General features: G+C 43.7%; 18 protein-coding genes and 1 tRNA gene. 11 read left to right on the top strand and 8 right to left on the bottom strand.

The window, feature by feature from the left end; translation table 11 throughout:
* From C7T94_RS11400 to C7T94_RS11385, 4 genes are all read right to left on the bottom strand, one after another.
* On the bottom strand, window positions 1–2682 hold the full coding sequence (locus tag C7T94_RS11400) for a TonB-dependent receptor (protein ID WP_162618661.1): 2682 nt from the start codon (window positions 2680–2682) through the stop codon (window positions 1–3).
* Window positions 2683–2754: 72 nt separating this feature from the next.
* The gene (locus C7T94_RS11395; RefSeq protein ID WP_107215452.1) at window positions 2755–4119 is read right to left on the bottom strand and encodes an MATE family efflux transporter; all 1365 of its coding nucleotides are present in this window, start codon (window positions 4117–4119) and stop codon (window positions 2755–2757) included.
* Window positions 4120–4166: 47 nt separating this feature from the next.
* The gene (locus C7T94_RS11390) at window positions 4167–4808 is read right to left on the bottom strand and encodes an AlbA family DNA-binding domain-containing protein (protein ID WP_107215451.1); all 642 of its coding nucleotides are present in this window, start codon (window positions 4806–4808) and stop codon (window positions 4167–4169) included.
* 150 nt (window positions 4809–4958) lie between these two features.
* Window positions 4959–5135 carry a histone H1 gene (locus tag C7T94_RS11385; RefSeq protein ID WP_107215450.1) on the bottom strand — a complete coding sequence of 59 codons (177 nt, stop codon included), beginning with the start codon at window positions 5133–5135 and terminating at the stop codon, window positions 4959–4961.
* Window positions 5136–5426: 291 nt separating this feature from the next.
* Between C7T94_RS11385 and C7T94_RS11380 the strand changes: the two genes are divergently transcribed.
* From C7T94_RS11380 to C7T94_RS11350, 6 genes are all read left to right on the top strand, one after another.
* Window positions 5427–5499: transfer RNA gene (locus C7T94_RS11380), tRNA-Lys, on the top strand.
* Between the two features lie 498 nt (window positions 5500–5997).
* Complete coding sequence (locus C7T94_RS11370) at window positions 5998–6306, top strand: helix-turn-helix domain-containing protein (protein ID WP_107215448.1); 309 nt, start codon at window positions 5998–6000, stop codon at window positions 6304–6306.
* Window positions 6303–9020 (top strand): DEAD/DEAH box helicase family protein, encoded by a 2718-nt coding sequence (locus C7T94_RS11365; RefSeq protein WP_107215447.1) that lies wholly within the window; start codon window positions 6303–6305, stop codon window positions 9018–9020. Before C7T94_RS11370 ends, C7T94_RS11365 begins: the two co-directional genes overlap by 4 nt.
* A 1-nt stretch (window position 9021) precedes the next feature.
* A complete protein-coding gene (locus tag C7T94_RS11360) occupies window positions 9022–9972 on the top strand; it encodes a DNA-methyltransferase (protein ID WP_107215446.1) in 951 nt (316 codons plus the stop codon).
* Window positions 9973–9988: 16 nt separating this feature from the next.
* Entirely contained in the window at window positions 9989–11011 is a 1023-nt protein-coding gene (locus C7T94_RS11355; protein ID WP_107215445.1) for an SIR2 family protein, read from the top strand.
* Window positions 10992–12878 carry an ATP-binding protein gene (locus C7T94_RS11350; protein ID WP_107215444.1) on the top strand — a complete coding sequence of 629 codons (1887 nt, stop codon included), beginning with the start codon at window positions 10992–10994 and terminating at the stop codon, window positions 12876–12878. The genes C7T94_RS11355 and C7T94_RS11350 overlap by 20 nt, the downstream gene beginning before the upstream one ends.
* Before the next feature lie 611 nt (window positions 12879–13489).
* Here the strand turns inward: C7T94_RS11350 and C7T94_RS11340 are convergent.
* Window positions 13490–14152, bottom strand: coding sequence for an NAD-dependent epimerase/dehydratase family protein (locus tag C7T94_RS11340; RefSeq protein WP_107215442.1), 663 nt, complete (start codon window positions 14150–14152; stop codon window positions 13490–13492).
* A gap of 270 nt (window positions 14153–14422) precedes the next feature.
* Window positions 14423–14989 carry a TetR/AcrR family transcriptional regulator gene (locus tag C7T94_RS11335; RefSeq protein ID WP_107215441.1) on the bottom strand — a complete coding sequence of 189 codons (567 nt, stop codon included), beginning with the start codon at window positions 14987–14989 and terminating at the stop codon, window positions 14423–14425.
* 351 nt (window positions 14990–15340) lie between these two features.
* Here C7T94_RS11335 and C7T94_RS11325 point away from each other — a divergent pair, with 351 nt between their 5' ends.
* The 5 genes from C7T94_RS11325 to C7T94_RS11305 all read left to right on the top strand — a co-directional run bounded on the left by C7T94_RS11325 (window position 15341) and on the right by C7T94_RS11305 (window position 19937).
* Window positions 15341–16294, top strand: coding sequence for a phytanoyl-CoA dioxygenase family protein (locus C7T94_RS11325; RefSeq protein WP_107215439.1), 954 nt, complete (start codon window positions 15341–15343; stop codon window positions 16292–16294).
* 359 nt (window positions 16295–16653) lie between these two features.
* The gene (locus tag C7T94_RS11320) at window positions 16654–17163 is read left to right on the top strand and encodes a putative immunity protein (RefSeq protein WP_107215438.1); all 510 of its coding nucleotides are present in this window, start codon (window positions 16654–16656) and stop codon (window positions 17161–17163) included.
* A 347-nt stretch (window positions 17164–17510) separates the two neighbouring features.
* Window positions 17511–17711, top strand: coding sequence for a hypothetical protein (locus tag C7T94_RS19355; RefSeq protein WP_162618660.1), 201 nt, complete (start codon window positions 17511–17513; stop codon window positions 17709–17711).
* 70 nt (window positions 17712–17781) lie between these two features.
* Entirely contained in the window at window positions 17782–18261 is a 480-nt protein-coding gene (locus C7T94_RS11310; RefSeq protein ID WP_107215436.1) for a glycosyl-4,4'-diaponeurosporenoate acyltransferase CrtO family protein, read from the top strand.
* 200 nt (window positions 18262–18461) lie between these two features.
* Window positions 18462–19937: an aminotransferase-like domain-containing protein gene (locus C7T94_RS11305; RefSeq protein ID WP_107215435.1), complete on the top strand. Its 1476-nt coding sequence runs from the start codon at window positions 18462–18464 to the stop codon at window positions 19935–19937.
* 50 nt (window positions 19938–19987) lie between these two features.
* Here the strand turns inward: C7T94_RS11305 and C7T94_RS11300 are convergent, their stop codons facing one another.
* Both C7T94_RS11300 and C7T94_RS11295 read right to left on the bottom strand, forming a co-directional pair.
* Complete coding sequence (locus C7T94_RS11300; RefSeq protein WP_107215434.1) at window positions 19988–20731, bottom strand: SDR family oxidoreductase; 744 nt, start codon at window positions 20729–20731, stop codon at window positions 19988–19990.
* 203 nt (window positions 20732–20934) lie between these two features.
* Window positions 20935–21564: a hypothetical protein gene (locus C7T94_RS11295; protein ID WP_162618659.1), complete on the bottom strand. Its 630-nt coding sequence runs from the start codon at window positions 21562–21564 to the stop codon at window positions 20935–20937.
* Window positions 21565–21826: the final 262 nt, after the last annotated feature.

Raw genomic sequence — 21826 nt, 5'->3', positions numbered from 1 at the left:
TTAAAATTTAAAAGATAATTCGGCTCCGACACTGATGGGGTCATTGAACACATACAATGTGCTGGTAGCCTCGTCGAAATACCGTGGTTGTACATTCAAAACGTTGTAAGCATTAATCGAAAAGCGAATACGTTTCCTGAACTCCTTTGACAGGCGCATGGACAGGTTGGCATAGGGAATGGGGAGACTCGCAAAAGAGTCGGCAGCCTGCGACTGCGCCAGATGGCCATAATCAGAATTCGCCGGGTCAAAATTGGCAATCGGGTAGCGCACCATATAGCGATCCAGATAGGCGATGGGTAGCCGCGAGTTCAGCGTTTTGGTCTCATCTTTCCAGGTCACATCCAGGATCGCCGAGACCACCAGTCCAAGTTTAGGGATGTGCGTGTTGGAATTGAGGCGGCTGGAAACAGACCACTTATCGTATTTATTGGCTTCATAAACGCCATACCAACCCTTTCTGCCTTCGCGGATGAATACTTCATTGGCAATGGCAGAGCGGTCGCCGGACTGTCGGTAGGTACTGTAGCCAAATACAGAATTAAAGGAGAAGCTGGTCTGAATAGCCGGTATTTTTTTGGTGTTGACCAACCATTCTATGCCTGAACTTGAGGAACTAACCAGGTTACCCACTTCCGAAATGGTCAGGCCTGGCCAGATGGTATCGCGTCCAGCAGAAACATAACCGGGTTTGTTAGCGCCATTTGGCACAGCGGTATAGACCGGAACCGCCAGCGGATAATAGTTTTGTTGCGTATTGAAACCCCGGCTGTTGACCTTGTGATACGCGTTAAGAGAGGTGGTGAAAAACGGCTTGGTCAGTGACATACCCAGCTCTATTTGTTGGGACCGGGCCGGTTTCAGGTCGCTGTTGTCTGGCACAAAACGCGTGGTATGAACCAGATAGAGGCTGTTTCGCACATCCCCTGTATAGTAATCAATTAAAGGTAAATCAATATATGTCGGTCCAGGATAGCGGTAGGCCATTGTAGGCGCTTTGCTGGAAATGCCATAAGCCACATTGGCTTTCAAGCCGTTGCCCAGTTCAAGGTTACTGTTTATCCTCGGTTGAAAACTGGCAAACCCATTTTGAAAGTCGAGGCGCAGGCCCGCTGCCGTATGCAGTGTCTTGCCAAAGATGCTGATCTTAAACCGGTCTTCAACATACGCACCGATGTTTACCAATGCGGGAACAAACTCGAAACTATAAGGGCGTTCGTTTTTGTTGCCTGAGTTGGGCAGCCGCGGACGGTTTGGGTCTGCCAGGACGCCGGTCCCGCCATTCGATGCGCGCGAAAAACTCAGGCCTGTACTGAGGGTATGAACGGTTTTACCAATTTGAAAAGCAGACAGGAGATCAAGGCCACTGTTGATGTTGAATGGCCTGCCAATGATGTGGTCAACAGCTGTATAGTTGCCCGGGATGTAAAAGCCCTCGTAGGTCCCGGTGGTATCTTTCCCGGCCATGCCGCGTGGCGAACCATTCAGGTAATAGTCAGCATAACTCTCGTTGTAGGAGCGGTCAATCCCGATGGTAAAGTTCAGCGATTTCAGATAACCGTGATCAAACGTGTAACTGGTGCGATTACCAATGCGGATGGAACGCGCCTTTGAATAGGTGCGGCGGAGGCGCTCGTCGTCGGGGTCAGTTTTAGCATTGTCGAATTTTTCGCTCAGATCGACCGACAGATTGTTTTTTAACCCTTTGGCAAAGTACGAAGTCCACATGGCGCCGCCGTTCAGCCGGCTGTATGCCTTCATTTTGTCGCGGGGATCATCATTGCTCATCAGATAATTGAGATTGATGTTGATGGCGCCGGCTTTATTCTTCAGCTTAAAACCCTTAGACAGCGACGTATTCGTTGAACCGCCGTTAAATCTTGCGGCGAACTGGTATGGCGTTTCGCCGGCCTGGCGGTTGATGATGACCGCGCCGTCAGTCATATCGCCATATTTTACAGGTGCTACGCCCTGGATGACCTCAATGCTCTCAATGTTATCGGCAGGAATGTCCCTCAAGTCGATACCACCAAAAGTAACGTCATACCGGCGGCTGTTTCTGGAATCAGATAATGTGCTGCCGCTTGCCCCGAAGGTGCCGAGGTTCCGGCTTTGCATGTTTGCATTATTGGTTTGAACAATGCCGTCTACAACAATGCCAATCCCCATCGAGTTGTTTGAAGCCGCAGCGCCGTCAAGATTGCCACGAAGCGTCAGGTTTTGCGGCCCCTGCAAATCAAGCGGCACCATCTTTTTACCCGGAAGGTTGTTCAGGATGTCCGTCAGGCTGAACGCCTGGGCTTGCTCAATCGCCTGCCGGTCAAACAGGAGCGAACTGTTTGAAGAGGCAGGCTGACGCACGAAATTTACCTCCACCTCGCGCAGGTTCAGGTTGAGCGGCTGAAGACGGAACAACAGGTCGCTGGACAGGCTGTTCACCACCGTATCGAGCGAACGGTAGCCCACGGCCGTAACGCGGATCTGCACTTTCCCAACGCCAGAAACCGAAAGACTAAATGCCCCATTTTCGGCTGCATAGCTTTGCAGGCCTGTTTCAGGGCTGGATACTGTGGCAAAGGCAATTGGGTCGCGCGGTCCGAAGATGCGACCAGAGATGCGCTGCTGCGCGACAGCATGAATAGAGATGATCAGAAAAAACAGCGTAGTAAATTTCGTCTTCAATGCGGGTAAATCCAATCTTGCGCAAAAATGCGCAAAAACCAGCAATCGCGACGAATTTATTTAGAATTAATCTTAATTAATGGTAGACATCAGTTGCCGCGTCTTGTTCTGAAACCTGAAGAACAGCAGGATAGAGGCTGTTACCAGTCCAAGCACCAGGCCATACCAAATGCCGTCTATTCCCCATCTAAGCTGGATGCCGAGCAGGTAACCGACCGGAATTCCTACTACCCAATACGAAAGGAAAGTGATCAGCGTAGGGACGTTCACATCGCCAATTCCGCGAAGAATGCCCAGGCCGACTACCTGTGTTCCGTCGAACAGCTGGAAAAATCCTGCAAGAATCAGCAACTGACTGGCGACGACAATGACCGCGCCGTCTGAAGTGTAGATATAAGGGAGCAGGTTGCAGGCCAGCATGAACAGCAGCGCCGTACAGGTCATAAACAGCAGGGTAACGTGGTAGCTTGCAATGGCCGAGCGGCGCAGGTCTGTAAATGCTTTCGCGCCCAGGTTTGTGCCCGTTTTAATGGTGGCAGCAGAGGCAATTCCGCTTGCCATCATATAAGTAATCGCCGCCAGGTTAATGGCCACCTGGTGCGCAGCCTGCTGTACTGCGCCAATGGTACCCGCAAGGATGGCCGCACCACTGAAAGCGCTGATCTCGAACAGGTACTGCAGGGCTACTGGCATGCCCAGTTTCACAATGCGCAGACCGCGTACCCGGTCAAAAAGTCCGAGCCGAAAGCCGGTGAGGTAAACTTTGAAGTGTTTCGAACGCATCACATACGTACACATCACAACAGCCATCAGGCAGCGGTCAATCAACGTGCTCCAGCCCACACCGTTTACGCCCATTGGTTCAATGCCAAACAAGCCTTTTACAAAAACGACACCCAGGATCACGTTAAGCACATTGCCCCAGATCGAAACCATCATGGCCTGTTTGGTGAAGCCCAGGCCCTCGGTAAACTGTTTAAAAGTCTGAAAAATAAGCAGCGGAATAATGCTGATGCCCAGCAGGCCGAGGTAGGGTTTGGCATAGGCCACCACATCCGGACTCTGGTTCAGGTGGTCAATGATCAGCAGCGTGCCGAAGTGGATAAAAAGATAAAGCAAAATGCCGACGGCAATATTGATCAGCAGGCTGACCGACAAAAGCCGGCCGCATTCTGCAGCGTTGCGTTCCCCGTTTTCGCGTGCTACGAGCGGGGTAAGTCCGTAGGAGATGCCCAACCCAAACACCATGACCAGCATAAATACGCTGTTCACGAGCGAGACGGCCGCCAGTTGCACGGTGCCGGCAAAATGCCCGACAATCACGCTGTCGGCCAGGTGTACCAGGGTGTGGCCGAGTTGCGAAACCACGATTGGGAGCGCCAGGTGCAGATTTTCCTTATAGTAGGATTTGTATTTTTGGTAGATAGAAGGGATCATAAGGCGACAAAGATCGTGATTTCCGCGTCAACTGAAGCTCATTTTTATCAGGAGGCCTGTAGTCCGCCGGCCTGGGTAAAATACTCCTCTCTCTCAGATGTATGGGCGCTGACCACTCCTGCAAGGATCAGGCTGACCAGGATTTTTTGTGTTTTGCGGTAGGAAGCGCGGATCAGCTTGCTGAACTGTTTGAGCGTAATGCGTCCGTTTTCTTCCAGGTAACTGAGCAGCTTTTTTTCATTATCTGAAAAAACGATGACCTGGTCGGTCGGTTGTGCGGTTTGTTTGAGTACATCGACGATGATCCTGCTGGCCAGAACGGTTTTATCCCGGATGCGGATATAGGCCCACCATTTGCCCTGTTCGTCGAGCGCATAGTGCGGCTTCGTATCGCTTTCAGGAATCTCTGCAACCAGGACCAATTTATCGTCTACATAAACTTCTTCGAAGCGGATGTCGATGGCCGGGCGACAGAACTGCGTGGCCGACTTTTCCAGCATGTAGCGTTCCTCGTCTTCGCTTTTCAGTCCTTTGATGCGGCCATCGTCGGCGACGCCGACCAGCAGTTTGCCGCCCTGGTTGTTGGCAAAAGCGACGAGGCTCTTGGCGATTTTTTCGTTGCTGGTAATGGTCTTTTTAAAATCGAGGGTCGTTCCTTCTCCCTGGAGGATGAGCTTCTTGATGTTCATGACGCATACAAGGTACAAAATTATCTGCAGGGGTTCGTCGACCGGATGTCAGATCGGAAGGTAGCTGGCCGTATGGGCACAAAACGCGGGTGGGGAGCGGAGCGCAAAAAAAAAGCCGGTTGGTGAACCGGCTTTTTGGGGATAGCAAAATTATTTTGCGTTTTTCTTTTCAGTAACTTCGGTGCGGATTTCCTGAGCAAGTACTTTCAGGTCTTGCATGCCTTTACGTACGCGTGTTCCGGCTGCTGCATTTCCAGCGCTATAGAATTTTTCTACGTCGGTTTCGATTGAAGCAACGAGTGCTTTCACTTTCTCGAATTTTTCCATATTTATCTGTTTTAAATTTTTTCAATAATAGCCAAAGAATGTTATTTCCCGGCACTTTTTGTGTTTTTTTTCTTTGCGGCGCACAACTGGCTGACCTGTAGTGCCTAAAGATCAACTTAACCCGCAGAAGCAACATGCATATTGTGTTGCTTACCCCTTCAGAACGCTGCAAACAGGCATTTGTTATTGGGTAAGGGCTGTGTTTTTGCATGAAAGCTGAAAATTCTTTTGCAAGATATTCAGTAATGTTAAAATAATAATTCTATATTTGCACTCCCAAAAACGGGAAATGATTCCGTAGCTCAGCCGGTAGAGCATAACACTTTTAATGTTGGGGTCCTGGGTTCGAGTCCCAGCGGGATCACAGAAAAACACCTCAAAATGGCTTAAAACCCTGCAGATGACATCATCTGCAGGGTTTTTTGTTTTTGGACTGTGCCAAAATATGCATCAAATCGCATCCTTAAGGTGTCCGATTCGGTGCTTCGGAACTGCACCGTTTTTCGCAGCACCGAATAGCTTGTAAAATACTGTATATCAAAATGTTTTACAGATAAACATCTTGATATTGATTCGGCATACAGGAAAAATCCCAAAGAGCTTAAAAGTTGGGCTGAGCAGGAGGAAGAAAGATTGCGTGCCATTAGAAAAGTCGAAGAAAGTGCAAGGCAGTCCATCGAGCAGGCAGAACGGGAAAGAGAAGAAGTGAATCGGTTGAAAGAGCGAAAAGACGGGGATTTCAAATAAAACATAACCTCGCATTGCCAAAAGAAAAGGGCGAACTTATATTAAAATTTTGGAGGGCAAAAATATATCACCACATTTGACATATAGTGTCAAGTGCAAATTTTCAAACGACAATATGAACGTTAAACAAACAACAGGTGAGATATTGCGAGAAAGCCGAGAAAAAAAAGGGTTACTGCTTAGACAAGTAGCTGCCTTACTCGACATTGACACAGCAATACTAAGTAAAATAGAACGTGGGGAACGAAAAGCAACCAAGGAGCAAATTTTAAAACTTGCTGATATTCTCGACCTAAAAAAGGACGAATTGCTTATTCAATATCTTAGTGAAAAAATTGCTTATGACCTCGTGAATGAAGATGTAGCTGGAAAGACATTAAAGGTAGCGGAACAAAAAGTTGCCTATTTAAAAAGTAAGAAATGAATCAAGACGAACTAAAGGAACATATAAATTGGATAAATCCTCTTGCAGACAAGGAAAAAGTGAGTTTGCAGGAATATTTGGAGTTTTACAAAAACAGAATTACGCAAGACAGCGAAAGGCTTTTTGTTTCTGATTTTTTATTTCCGCTACTTGGTGAAGAAAATATAAAATACGTTGTTCCTCAATATCCGTTTCTTGATTCCGAAGGTAGGACAAGGCGAATAGATTTTGTATTGTGGAAAGGCGATAAAAAATTGGCGTTGGAAGTAAACGGAGAAACTTACCACGCAGAAGGCGTTATTGCCCGAGAAATGTATGATGATAACCTGAACCGTCAAAACGAAATCCTAAGTGCAGGTTATTTTCTTTTACGCTTTTCTTATTCGCAGCTACAACACCCGCTTTGGAGAAAGCAAGTCAGCGATAGCATAAGACGACTTATCTATAGGAATATACCTGAACTCCTATCTGAAAATTTGGTTGAGCCAAACCATCTACAACAACAGACATTGCAACAACTTGATTTGCGTAGAAGTTTCGGCTGGAAAAAAGGAATAGTTGTTTTGCCGACAGGAACAGGGAAAACATTTTTGTCAGCGTTTGATACGAAGAAAGTAACAGGCAAAATACTATTTATCGTTCACAGACTTGATATTTTAAGCCAGTCGAGAGACTCTTTTGAGAAAATCTATCCGAAAGAAGCGTTGGGACTTTTGACTGGTGATGTGAAAGAAAACACGGATGCCCGTATTCTTTTTGCTTCAAAGGACACATTGAGAAATCCTGATGTTTTATATCAATACAAAGCCAATGAATTTGATTACATCATTGTTGATGAAGTTCATCACGGACAAGCTCAATCCTATCAAATCATCCTTGATTACTTTCAGCCCAATTTCTTTATGCTTGGCTTAACAGCCACGCCTGACAGAATGGACAGAAAGGATATTTTTGAACTGTTCGACTACCAAAAAGTTTTTGAATACACGTTAAACGAAGCTATTGAAAATGGCTTTCTTGTCCCTTACACTTATTACGGACTAAAAGATAATATTGATTATTCCCAAATCCGTTATAAGGGAAACAAATATAATGTCAATGACCTTGATAGAGCCTTAATCATAAAAGGCCGCAATGAACAGATTTTAAAGGAATATTTAAAAAAAGGAAAAGGATTTAAAACAGTTGGTTTTTGTGCTTCTGTAAAGCATGCGGAAGCAATGGCGAAGTTTTTCAATGAAAATGGTATTCCGTCTTATGCGATTACTTCCGAAACACCAAACCGAAACGAGTTAATAAAACAATTCAGAGAAAATAAATTCACTGTCGCATTCACCGTTGACTTATTTAATGAGGGAGTAGATTTTCCCGATTTACGAGTTTTACTGTTCTTACGACCAACTGAATCAAAAACAGTTTTCATTCAGCAACTTGGCAGAGGATTAAGACTTTGCGGAGGAAAAGACAATGTGACCATCCTCGATTTTATCAGCAACTACCAAAAAGCGAACAAAATTCGTGAGTACCTTTCCAAAGGAAAGAACGAACAGAAAAATCCGAAAACAGGCAGAATTGAAAAAATCATTTACGAGTATTCGCCGAAATGTGCTGTTCATTTCGATGCTGAAGTAGAACAAATACTTGATGCACAAGACAAAGCAGGTAGAGAAATTACCAAAGAAGATTTAATTGCAGCTTACTATGATTTAGCCGAGTCGTTAGGACGGAAGCCAACACAACAGGAAATCAATGAGCAAGGCGAATTTAAAGTTGCTCGTTATCTCGCTCTATTCGGTTCTTGGGTGAAATTCTTGCGGGAAATCGGAGAATTTACAGAGGCGAGCTATCATTTCCCGCAAGGCTTACATCTTGGACACATTTTGTATATTTTGAAAACGTTGCTTGGCGGACGTTTGAAGGGAATGCACCTTGACGAAAAGTATATCCGAATTAGAGGAAACCTTGGCGAAGACAGATTAGGAGCATTTCAACGACAAACTAAATACAAGCTGCAAGGTTTAATGGAACTTGGTTTAGTTGTTGACGATAGAAAAGTAGGCGCAGACATTGACTACGAATTACAGCTTACGCCAAAAGGAAAAGAAGTAGCGGAAGCACTAAAACCGTTATTCAAAAAGCTTGACCTAACATTTAAGGGCAAAGATAGAGATATTCCGTCTTGGGAAATGAACGCCCAACCGTCCACTTTCAATGAAGCATTAAGACACTTCATTCAGCAATACCCGAAAGAGGGAAAACTTATTACAAAAGTTTTATTGGATATGCACGCTGTCGGTCTAATGCTCAACTACCTTTATCGAGTTGAACGCAAAGCAACCATCACCAAAAACAGCATTTACCAAAATTTCTTTAAAGCATCATTTGTTGCCAATTATTGCGACCGAAACGGTATAGAAGCTGCAACCGAAGAAGGAGCAAGGAGGAGATGCCCGTTTCTTCTAAATATTCTTGAAGCAACAGGAGTCATCAAACAAGAGACAAGCTCAATCGAAGTATTGGAGTTTGTTCTTTCCAATCAAATTTTAGCAATTCAACATAATGAAAACGAGCGAGAAATAGCGGAACGTATCAACAAAATTGAAAACGCACCTGACAAACTTCCAAAAGAGGAAGTTTCATTATTAAAAGAAACTTTTGGTAAAGAGTTTCTTTCTGAAAAGTATTATTTAAAAACATTTAAAATCATAAAATAGCATGGCAAATAAATCACATTTCAACGCAGGACATATAGCGATGAACACGCTAAAAAAGAATGGTGTCGCTCACAGCAGTCAGATTGAAACAAAAATGCCTGAAAAAACCTATCATGGTTTATTCACAAAAGATGCTGTTGAATTTTTAAAACAAATGCCTGATTCATCAGTACAGTTGGTTTTAATTGACCCACCATATAATATTGACTTGGCTCATTGGGACACTTTTGAAAATTACCTTGATTGGGCAAAACAATGGTTAGATGAAATATACCGAATACTTACTGACACAGGTAATTGTGTAATCTTTGGTGGCTTCCAATATCAGGATTTAAAGAAGGGCGACTTATTGGAAATTATGCACTACACGAGACATAACACTGATTTACGTTTCACAAATCTCGTAATTTGGTATTACAAAAACGGAATGAGTGCCCATCGTTTTTTTGCAAACCGCCACGAGGAAGCAATATGGCTGTCAAAAACCAAAAATTACTTTTTTGATTTGGATTCCGTTCGTGTACCTTACGATGAAGAAAGTAAGAAGACGGCATTAAAAGACAAACGCCTCTTGCCAGAAAGTATCGAAAAAGGCAAAAATCCTACGAATGTTTGGGAAATCGGAAGGCTTAATGGAAATTCCGTAGAACGTGTTGGACACCCAACACAGAAACCACTTGAACTGATCCGTAGGTTTGTAAAAGGATTGTCTTATCCAGGTTCTTTGGTGCTTGACTTTTTTGGCGGTTCGGGAACTACAGGACGAATTTGTATTGAAGAAAGTAGAAACTCTATCTTAGTGGATAACGACCCCGCAATGTTAGATTATTTCAAGAAGCATAGGCAATCAATGAATGGCAATATCTTTTCTGCACCTTACGAAATTAAAGTGAGCCCTAATCTGGATGAATTTTTGGGCATTGTGAAAAACGAAGTTGAAATAGAATGTTAAATAAGATTACTAAAGCATGGAAGAAAGAACTTTACAAGACCTATCTGAAGTAATTCAAAGCTCAAATATCAATTTTCTCTTTGGTGCAGGCACTTCTACACCTTTTCTTCCATTGCTTGGTAATATAGAAAAATTACTCAACGAAGCAGCAGACGAAACGGCAAGAGAAACACAGTACAAAGAGTATTTCAATAAAGTAATGTTGCCTAATAAAAAGGTAATTGACAATTCTATTTCAACTGATGAATACGAACAAACAAAAAAGAGCTATGACGACTTTTTTCTTGCTTTGTCAGAAGTTATTTTGCAACGTAAAAGCACGATATTGAGTAAGCAGGTTAATGTGTTTACGACAAATATTGATGTACTGATGGAAACATCACTTGAACGACTTTTGATTGAATACAATGACGGATTTTCAGGGAAACTTAATCCTACTTTCAGTTCAGCCCACTACAAAAAATCAATTCAGCAAAGAAGTTTGCATTTTGACCATGTTTCTGAAATTCCTGTTTTTAACATCATCAAAGTTCATGGCTCATTAACTTGGCAGCAGTCTGATGATAAAATAATGTTTGCACGTTCATTAAATCACATTGACGAAGCTACATCAGGAAAAACGGGAAATGGATTTTTAGAGCCTTACAAACGAATACTTGTTGTAAATCCCGAAGAATCCAAACACTTGGAAAGTGTGTTAAATCTCTATTACTATGAGCTGCTGCGAATGTATTCCAGTGAATTGGAGAAAGAAAATTCCACTTTGTTTATTGTTGGTTTTTCCATGGATGACAAGCACATCAAGGAAATTACATTAAGAGCGGCTAAAGCAAACCCTACTCTTAGAATATTTGTTTGTTGTTCGCAAAGTTCTAACGAAAAAATGTATACAAAATTGGAAGTCACGCAACACCCCAATATACAAGTATTAACACCTGACAGCGATACAGAAAAGTTTACGCTTGATTGCTTTACGAATAATATTCTGAAAATGGTTGTGGAAAAAAAGAGCAGTAAAGATGTCGAGCCAGAAAAGTAAAATAAGTGAAACGCTATTAAGGGAATCCATTTTTATTATTGGTACAGTTTCTTCTGTTGAAGGAAGAAAAATAAGAGTCAAGGTAAAAAAGGACAAAAATCTATCGCATTTGTCATATCGTGGCAGAACGATAAAAAACGTTTCGGTTGGCAGCTACATAAAAATTACAAAGGGATTTATCGAAATTATTGGTAAGGTTGAAGGAGAATACATCAAAGAAGAAACTGTTTACAACAGAGAGTACAAAAAAGATGAGTTGAAAATTTCTCGGTTTTTAGAGGTTTCTTTATTCGGGCATTTTAGCAAAAAAGAAGATAGATTCAAACAAGGTATAAAAGAAATGCCTTTGATAGATAATGAATGCTATTTGCTTGACAGAGATGAGTTTAATAAACTTCATCGTTTCTTCAGTGACGAAAGAACTATCACAGTGGGTGTATTAACAGAAGAACCTTCGCAGGAAATAAAACTTAGCATCAAAAAGCTTTTTGCAAGCCATATTGGTGTTTTTGGAAATACAGGAAGCGGAAAATCCAATACACTTGCAAGAATATTTTCCGAATTATTTAATGCAAATACGGATAAAGATAATTTTAAAAACAATGCGAGTTTTGTAATTATTGACTTCAATGGAGAATACACGAAAGAAGATTTAATTACGAAAAATAAAAAATCATACAACCTTACCACCCGAAATTCAGACGGTGATAAATACCCAATCAAGCAGTCAAACATCGAACGACTTGAAATAATATCCGTATTGCTTGAAGCGACAGAGAAAACTCAAAAACCATTTCTTAATCGTGCAATCAGGAATGAGTATTTGGAAGAGGATTTTGAAAATAGGACAAAGGCGAATGTCTTAAAAACTGTAAAAGATATTTTGCATAAAGGCGACCCAAATCTTTCGGTTGCAATTTTTAGTGAGTATTTTTCCCATTTACGGCAGTTGGAAACTAACGGGCAAAATGTGGCTTCTGGTATATTAAATAAGATAGAATCAGGAGACTTAAAATATCATTCTAATAGTTCAACTTATTATATTGGGCAGTATTATGCCAATTCAGATATAGAGAATGTAATACTAAATGCGTTTCCTAACTTAAATACTATCGCAATTGATTCATCAAATCTCGGAAAGCTAAAATTTAAAATACTATCTCAATACTATCACGAAATAATCAACGGCTACTCAAACCAAGAACATATCCGCCCCTTAATCGGACGAATGTTTAAAAAGTTTGAAATGCTTGGAAAACTCATCACAACAGACAATTATAATTCAGCTGATAACAATTTGGAAGTCATAAATCTTAAAGATGTCAACTTGGAAATGAAAAAAACACTTCCACTTATTATTGTTAAACAACTATATGATGAGCATAAGGAAGTAGGAGATTTTGAACTCAAATCATTACACATTGTTATTGACGAAGCACATAATATTCTTTCCTCCGCATCAGAAAGAGAGAGCGAAACGTGGAAAGACTATCGTCTTGAAACATTTGAGGAACTTATTAAAGAAGGCAGAAAATTCAGCACATTTCTTACTGTTTCAAGTCAAAGACCGTATGACATTTCGCCAACAATTATTTCACAGCTACACAACTACTTTATTCACCGTTTGATAAATGACCTTGATATAAAAGCTATCGAAAAAACCGTTGCTTACTTAGACAAGCTTTCATTTGAATCTATTCCAGTTTTGGCCGTAGGTAGTTGTTTCATTGCAGGGCTTGCATCGGATATTCCTGTAAAAGTAGATATTGATTTGTTACCGATAGAACGGCAACCAAGAAGTGAAACTATTAATTTAGAGAAAGCTTGGAACGATAATACAAGCCAACCCGATCAGGAAATACTATAATCCCCCGCACATCTGTGGCCTGCGAAACCCCTGCACTCATGGCCTTGGCCGTTCTCGCTTTGGCTGTTTACGGAATTGGTTTGGCGACCTAACTCTATGAAAAAAAGGATTGTTAATATCGGGGGATTTCGTATCTTTATCATAACAAAGTACATTGACTGATTGGAAAAGGTTCTATCGGGAGAACAGAAAAGACTACAAAGGCGGTCATATTAAAGGTGACCTATTCGGTTACCTCTCTTGATGGGTTACTTGCTAACAATAATAAAATGAACGATTTAGGGCAGTAGTGGAAAATCCTTCCACTCGCCAACCAAATGTAATCAACAATTATCCGGTAGCTAATCGGGTTAGTAAGAGGTTTACAACCACGTCAAAATGTAGCAACTCTCAATCTTAATTGCGTAATTTTCACTATCTTCAACCATCATTTGCCTCAATTCATCCATTTCACAGGTGTCAAATTCGGTGCTTCTGTCGAGATTTGAGCTCAAAAAACGGTCCCAGAAGTTCAGAAACGATATAGTCCAGATCCCAGCGGGACACACATCTTGCAAAACGCTTATCAGACTACTTCTAGCAATTCGAAACAACCCTGATCACCCAAAATCTTATTCAGCCATCCCAGCCTGTCTGGCAATCAATTTCAGATCTTTTATTTCCAAAATCTTTTTGTTGTAGCCAACCGCCAGTGTTCGCGTCAATGCCGTTGTAATTTCGTCATAAGTCAAGGTTTGCTTCGGGAAAACAAATGGGTAGATCAGGTTAAGTCCTTTGTAAATCAGCCGCACGTTTTGTTGCGCTTTCATGGGAACGATAAAACCTGGCCGGAAGCTGTAAGCGGCTTTGAAAGGCAGCTCATTTAGCGCATTCTCGGTTTTGCCTTTTATTCTTGCCCACATGATTTTTCCCTTTTCCGAACTGTCTGCATACACGCCGGACAAGTAAAAGAAAACCATCTCCGGATTCAGCAGGACCAGTTCCTTTGCAAACAGGAGGGTGGTGTCAAAGGTGATCTCGCTATATTTCTGTTCCGTCATGCCAAAGGAGCTTATTCCTGCGCAATAGAAGCAGCCGTCATAGCCCGTTAATTGCGTTCGATATGAGGCCAACTCTGTAAAATCTTTTACAATCAGTTCAGCCAGTTTGGGATGCCTTAAAGGAGACGCCCTTCGGTTCACCATCAGTATTTCGGTAATATCGGGATGATCGAGCGCTGCCAGCAACACACCTTCGCCAATCATGCCTGTGGCGCCTGTTAGTATTATTTTCATATTTTTTATGTTCACTGTTGTCCGGGGAAAGTTTTGCGAAAGTCTTTAGCTCCTCGCTTTTTAATAAATGTACAGCTGTGGAATCGAACCGCTCACCGCCACAGGGGGCTCCTCCGAAACCGCAAGCCAAATTGTTTCTACTGCGAATTGTGCGGTGAGGAATCTCACCTTTGCTCGTTACAAGGCTTTTTCCATTAAGTTGACGGCAATGCCCAGCACCAGGAATATCCCTCCGCGTTACACTGCGATCGGCATAAATCAATGCCCTGCTCATCGGCCTTCAATCATTCTCCAGAACATCAGGAATGTATCCTCAATTATATCCTGTTGTTCTCTTTTACTAAATGAATTCGAAGACAGGTACTGGTTTACGCCAAATACCTGGTTGCTGATTAAGGCATACAACAACGTTACATCCATATCAACGATCTGTTGCCCGGCAATGGCCTCTCTAAACAATTGTAATACAGGAGCCACCTGGACCGATACTTCATCAGCGCCAACCTTTTTCAGGTAGGGGGAATTGGAAAACTGCGCAAGAAATGAAAATTCGTTCGGGTTGCGGAGCGACCATTTCAACGATTCTTCGTAGTAGGCTTTGATGGCGCCCTTTCTCGAGTTCACTTTTGCCAGGGCAGCCTGTATACCTTCTGCAGCCTGCTTTTTCAATTTTGAATAAAGCGAAACGATCAATTCATCTTTGGTCGGGAAAAAATAAAACAAAGTTCCCGTCGCAACACCAGCCTCTTTGGCAATCTTGCTCGTGGGCGTATCCGTAAATCCCTGTGATACAAATAATGTCAGGGCGGTTTGAAGCAGCTTTTCTTTTTTATCCATACGTAAGTGTTTGCGAAACCGCAAATCACGGCCCGAGTTTACAGTCTCTATTTATCAAAATACTGACTGTTTAGTCAGTCTAACAAATGTACAACAATTTATCTGGCGACAACTATTCAGGCAAATCATCATGTGAGTCGGAAAGAGCAACGGTTGATTGGTCAACAAGGCCAAACGCGAGGTCCGCTTTCATGAAGTAGGAGGCAGGGCCGGCCGTCCAGGCGGAGCAACGGAAGGGGCCTCTGCCAAAATCGAAGGGAAACAAAATAATATCGGATGATTGAATGATGAAAAGACATCGTTTTGGATCGTTCATGAGGAGATCAAAAAATACTTCCTTATTTTGTCGCTATGTCCGGCGCTGAATTTACAGACCTCATCGTAGCCACGCACCTTGATAGAAAGGTAGGCAAAGACCAGGAATCGTCTGCCGCTTTCGATGTACGGGAGGCGCATTGGCTCAGCATTTATGAAATCGGCCGGCTGGAGTTTTATGCCTTCCTCTACAGCCATTGTCAGGATGCACACGATCTGCGCAACTGGCTGGTTGAGTTGAAGGGCGCAGATGAGGTGGCGAAGGCAAATCTCCGCTTCGAGCAGTATATAAACGGTTCCGTTACCGGCCGCACCGCAACGGCGGTTCCGCATACACTGCTTACCGCAGGAGACTTAGAACACTGGCGGGATCATGGTTTCTTAAAAATCAGTGCGCATATACCGCCGGACTATTGCGACGCGGTGAAAGCGTATATCTGCGAATATCTCCACATCGATCTCCACGACAGGACTACCTGGTATCCTGCTCAGTCCGATTGGCAGGGACTGATGCTGCAGACCTACCAGCACCCGGCCATCGCGGCGATCAGGCAGCATCCTGATAGCAGCCAGCTTTTTGCGGAGTTATACCAGACTTATAATATCGTAGCCAATACGGAAAAGGTGAGTTACAATCCGCCCGAGACAGCCAGCTGGACATTCCGGCATGACCGGCTGCACTGGGATATTGACATGAGCAAAGCGGCTGATTATTACATACAGGGCCTGGTGTACCTGGACGATGTGCCGGAGAACAGGGGGCCACTCCGGCTTGTACCCGGCTTTCACCACCAATACAACGCATACGTCAAAACATTCGAAACGCCAGAAGCCGCCCAAGTGTCCATCCAGAAGCATCCCGATGCCATACCCGTACCCGGCAAAAAAGGGGATGTGATACTGTGGCAGCAAACCCTGCCACACGCGGCCAGCGCCAACCATTCCAGTCTGCCCCGTTTTGTGCAGTATGTAAGCTTTACAAAGTTGTAGCAGCACCTGTAGAAAAAAACGTTCCCGTTAAATCTTGCAATTTGGTAAAGATTTGGGCCGTCGTAATGTTACAACAATACAAAACGTCGACAAAGCTGGAGACTTAAATAAAAAACCTGTTAACGACCCATCAGACCAAGCGATTAAATCTTTAAATCCAGCAGCAAATCGTTTTGATTTCGCACATAAATATCACGGACTGCGAAAGCCAGCTTTCAATCGCTTTTTCTGTACGCGTGTCTGCGAATAAAATGGCGGCCGACGTATGCCGCGTTGTGCTTTGATCCCGGTTTAAGGCACATGCAAGATTGGCGAATAAGAGATCGGCTTTACATTGAAATTTTAGTTAAATTGCATGAATGAAAGTTTCAATCGGAAAAAAGGCCGAACATTCTAGACGTTATGCCTGGATCGCCGAACATCGGGGAGGTCCGCTTTCGTTGTCTGATCGGCAGCAACTGATTCGATGGGCCAGGGAGTGTATAGAACACGTATTATTTTTAACAGAAGGCCAAGCCGATTCAAGGATACTTGACGCTTTGAATACGGCCAAAACGTGGGAGGCTAGCGGTGTTTCTACCGGCACCTGCATGAAAGCATCACTTGCTGCTCATGCTGCGGCCAGGTTATCAAGTAACGAAATTCATAAAAATATCTCCAGAGGGGCTGGGCAAGCTGTTGCAACCGCCCATATGGCAGACCACTCACTTGGCGGCGCGTTTTATGCGTTGAAAGCAATCAAAATTGCTAACGGTAATGTGCTTGCAGAAAAGCAGTGGCAAGAAGAAAAGTTGTCGGCTTTACCTGTTCGATTGCAGACATTAATCAGGGATACCTGGCAGGAAAAAAAGCTTGATCAGCGCATCTGAGTTACTTGTGTCGCATATTATTGATATTTCATACTGATCGCAGGATTTACCTACTTATCCTGGCCACCTTGTATCCTTCCCACAATTTTTCAGCTGAACTTTACGGATTATGTTCCGTATGTTGAGTCAAGTGTAGATAGAATAAAGCGCTAAATTTATCTTAACGAGGTACAACCGTGCTATATTTTCCGTAAGTTTCGTACAACAATAGCTAAAAAATGACAGTTAAGACGATTAGATGCTACGTGCTGCTCAGTGTTATAATAAGTATCGGCCTGGGTTGTAAGAAAGCCGTACAGGTGCAGCCTCCTGTTAAAGGTGATTTAAAGATAAATCTCTTAGGAAACATGGTTCCTCAAACTTTTGATATTGAGAACGGCATGTTTGCTGTTATACAATTCAAAGGCTCACATTTGAAATATCGTTTTGATTTGAACAGGATCGATGCGAATTATTATGTGGGGCTCCTGGCAGCGGCTCAAAAAACATCGACCACAATTAAAGTGTACGTGACCAAACAAACAGAAATTGTGAGCATGGAGAAATAATTTCAAAAAACTTCCACCCATATTTTCTTACTTTCGCACCAGTAAAATCTGCCTAAAAAAAGTCCTATTCATGCTCCAATATTTTTCGTTTAGTATCGCCATTGCTTTCATCTCCTGGATTGTGGGGATGATCTTAAATGCAATGTTTGCGAAAACGGATTTCTATCAGGCACACCTGCTGAGCCTGAATTTCATTAAAAATGAGCAACTGAACGCTTTGCTGGGTCTGGAACCCTTTAAATGGATCATCATGCATAGTTTCTTTAAGTACCTCAATCCGAAACTCTCCATAAAGAAAAAGATTGTGCCCGCCGAGCTGGCGGTCTACCGTGCTGAAATGACCCTGGCAGAACTGAATCACCTCTTCGCATTTGCTTTCATGTTACTTTTTGTTGCCTTCAAACTTTTCCAGGGCTTGTATCTGTTTGCGCTGGTACTATTGGTTGTGAACGTGCTCACAAACCTTTATCCAAGTTTGTTGCAGCAGCAGAACAAGCGGCGAATTGACCGCTACATGGCTGTCTTGCAAAGACGTTCGGTTAGCGCCTAACTGTTGGTCTCTTAACCTGGTACTTTTCAAGCATCGCAAAAACGCTCGAAATATGCCGAACCTCCGGGGTGCATACTTCGGAGAAATTGCCTGCTATCAGCACATTCATCCTAACGCGCCCCTGTCTATCAACGTTCTTCTGGGGATTTTGCCAGAATAACCTGATATTTGGATGGCCTGTTCTTTTTAAATTTATCTTTATGGCCATCCAGACCTTACCGTTCAGCACCCTGATATCGATCGAGAGGACTTCCGCCACGCCGGTCTTCAGGCAATTGGCCGGTGCGATAATCACACTCATCAGCAACGGGAAAATAAAACCGGGGCATCAGCTGCCTTCTACCCGGGAAATGGCTGGCCTGATCAAACTGAACCGGACGACGGTGGTGGCTGCCTATGACGAGTTAAGCGCGCAAGGCTGGCTCGAAGTTGACGGCAGAAAAGGAATGTTCGTTTCAAAGCGACTGCCGGTGGTCGGGCCCCAATCTTTTAAATCAGCAAACCATTCGACGTCAGATGGTTCAGGTGAGAAAGATTTTTATCGGCAGATAAGTTTCGGGCGGCCTCCTCGCCATGAGGTAAAACCGTTTCATCTGATGATCAACGACGGGTACCCAGACCACAGGATTGCACCTCTGAACTCCATATTTAACCGTTACAAAACCTTATTCACAAAAAACCATTTGCAGGGACCATTGCTGACCGGGAACCCTGCCGGCAGCTTATCCCTGCGAACTGAACTTGCCGGCTTTTTATCAAAAACAAGAGGTTTAAATATTGACAGCGAAAACCTGCTGGTTACGGCTGGCGCACAGCTGGCAATTTATATTGCGGCAAGTATGGTGTTAAAAGCCGGGAGTACGGTCATCGTTGCAGATCTGAACTATATATTGGCCGATAAGCTGTTTGAACAGTTAGGCGCAAAATTGCTGAAAGTCAAGGTTGATGAGCATGGCATCGATGTCGATGCAATCGAAGAGATTTGCAGCAGATCCAGGCCCGACCTCTTATATATCATCCCGCACCACCATCATCCGACAACAGTAACGCTGAGTGCCGAAAGGAGGATGAAGTTATTAGATATTATCAGCAGATACCAATTGCCCGTAATAGAAGATGATTACGACTATGATTTTCATTACAATAACAGTCCGGTCTTACCGCTTGCCAGCGCTGACCACAACGGTTATGTGCTCTATGTTGGGTCCATATCCAAAAACTTAGCGCCCTCCATCCGGATGGGATACCTGGTTGGCAGTGTGGACTTTGTTAAGCAAGCTTCCAGGCTCAAACAATTGATAGACATCAGGGGAGACGTTTTATATGAAGAGTCTATAGCTCATCTTTTTAGCACTGGCGAAATGCAAAGGCATTTACGGAGGTCAGTAAAATTATACCGGCAGCGGCGCAACCGGTTCTGTGAACTTTTAAAGGCCTCATTGGGAAACCTTGTACAGTTTACTGTACCTCAGGGAGGCATGGCTGTGTGGATTACTTTTCCTGAAGATTACTCCATCAGCGAATTGTCTGATCGGCTGTACGAAAAGGGCATTTATATGAATGACGGCAGTATTTTCCGGTATTCGGATACAGTAAACGGTATCAGACTTGGTTTCGCATCACTTAACGATGCTGAGATGGAAACATTTGCGCATGCCCTTGCGCAGGTCAGATAACCGGAGGCGTGTCCGCATTCGGCAGGCCCCCGGTTAAGTGCAGGATAGGCTTAGTTAGCCTTTAACCAATCATCAAAAGTGATACGGCCCCGCCGAAATTCGCCAAGCGGCACCAACAGATCTCCCGGAATTTCAAAAAACATATACTGATTCTCATCATTCGAAATAAGGACCTTGCTGTCGTCTGTATGGTCAAGATATTTTTGGACGAAATCAGTCATGCGCGCGCGTTCCGGACCAGCAATTTCAACCGTTCCATTCCTCGGATCTTCTAACGCGATCTGCACGACAAAGTCAACCACATCTGATGCGGCTATCGGCTGGTAGTCAACTGTAGAAATATTCACCCCCGTCTCATCGCCCTGAACGTCAATCAACGTGGTCATGTGTTCATGAAATTGCGTGGAGCGGATAACGGTATAAGGAATTCCGGAATTTTTAATGTAATCTTCCTGATCTTTTTTGGCCTGAAGATAGCCGATGTAAGTAGCGCGGTCCGTACCAACGATCGATAAAACAACGTGGTGTTTCACGCCCGCCGTTTTTTCTAAGGCAGCAAGGTTTTTCCCTGCGGTTCGAAAGAAATGCAGCGCTGTCTGCTCATCCGGTGATGCTGCGTTCGAGAGATCGATCACTACCTCAGTCGCTTCCAGCGCTTCTGCAAGACCTTCACCTGTGACAACATCTATCCCGTTTGATGGTGATCCAATGACCACTTCATGACCTGCCCCGGTCAGTTTTCTGCTAACAGCTTTACCGATTAGCCCCGTTCCTCCAAGTACTAAAATTTTCATATGCAAGTTGATTTTTTATTAAGTCAATTCGCGCATCGCAATTGATCGAACCGCTATGGTACCCGACCGCAATGCCTTGACAAAATAAGTGATTCATTGGATGAGATTGACCATCCAAACTTTGCAAATGAAACCATCCAGTACAGAATGGGATTAGCCTCGGTACAGTTGCGGACTATCTTATCTTTAAATGAGCACGAGGTTTATAGACCTAAAATATTACCGTAGGTATCTGTGTTACATTCGTCAAGCCGATAAAGCGCTTTGACTTGAATTGTGCTCCAAACGGTTTCTTCCTGGTTCTTTTTATCGTCGAACATGTTCCCCCCCGAGGTTGTGCTTTTTTTCCTGGTGACGTAATTGATGCTCGTATTGCTTGCTGCTCCCGAAGCCCGGTGAAATTCAGTATGATCAAAGCCTATGAGCTCCATTGCGTTATGCTGATAGCGGAACTTATAAGATGCGCTGTTTACATACCATGATCCGCAACTAAGCCAGTAGTTGAAGACGATACAGAGCAGGCCCTTTTTTATAGAAAGATCGCCGTCCTGTAATAAAGGGTCGGCGAGGCAGGGACTATCCTCGTCATTTGCGGGTGGGATAAAACCTTTATCATTCTGTGAAACCAGTTGATATCCGTTCTTATGTTTCAGGAATACCATCAGCGTCCGGGGATTCACGTTGAGTGTATCGTCGCCCAAACCATCCTGAGGTCTGAAATTATCCAGGTCGGTATCCTCAATGACAATAGCGTCATCACTGATCCCATCCTTGTTCAGATCACCGCTTGCATGGGCAATGACTTTCCATCCTTTCGGAACAAAATCTTCCATCAACGGTCTGGTCTCTGTTCGGGCCGACCTGCCTTCGGTTGCTTGCTGAGGGGCAGCTGCAGCCCTGGGGTCAGTATCAGGCACTGATTTCCGGGTCGGTTTCCGGGCGTTGTTACAACTGGCAAATAGCATTGGGACAACAATAAAAAGCACGTGTAATCCACGGCGGCGATTACCCGCTTGAAACAAATTCTTGTTCTTTCCTGAGCCTGTTTTCTTCATAATTTTCATCGTAGTTTACCGCGCATTTGCCTTTTCCGAC

Origin of the sequence: Pedobacter yulinensis (genome assembly GCF_003029735.1) — a bacterium.
GTDB lineage: Bacteria > Bacteroidota > Bacteroidia > Sphingobacteriales > Sphingobacteriaceae > Pedobacter > Pedobacter yulinensis.
The sequence above is the reverse complement of the archived record's forward strand: the minus strand, read 5'-3'. Positions and strand labels throughout refer to the sequence as shown.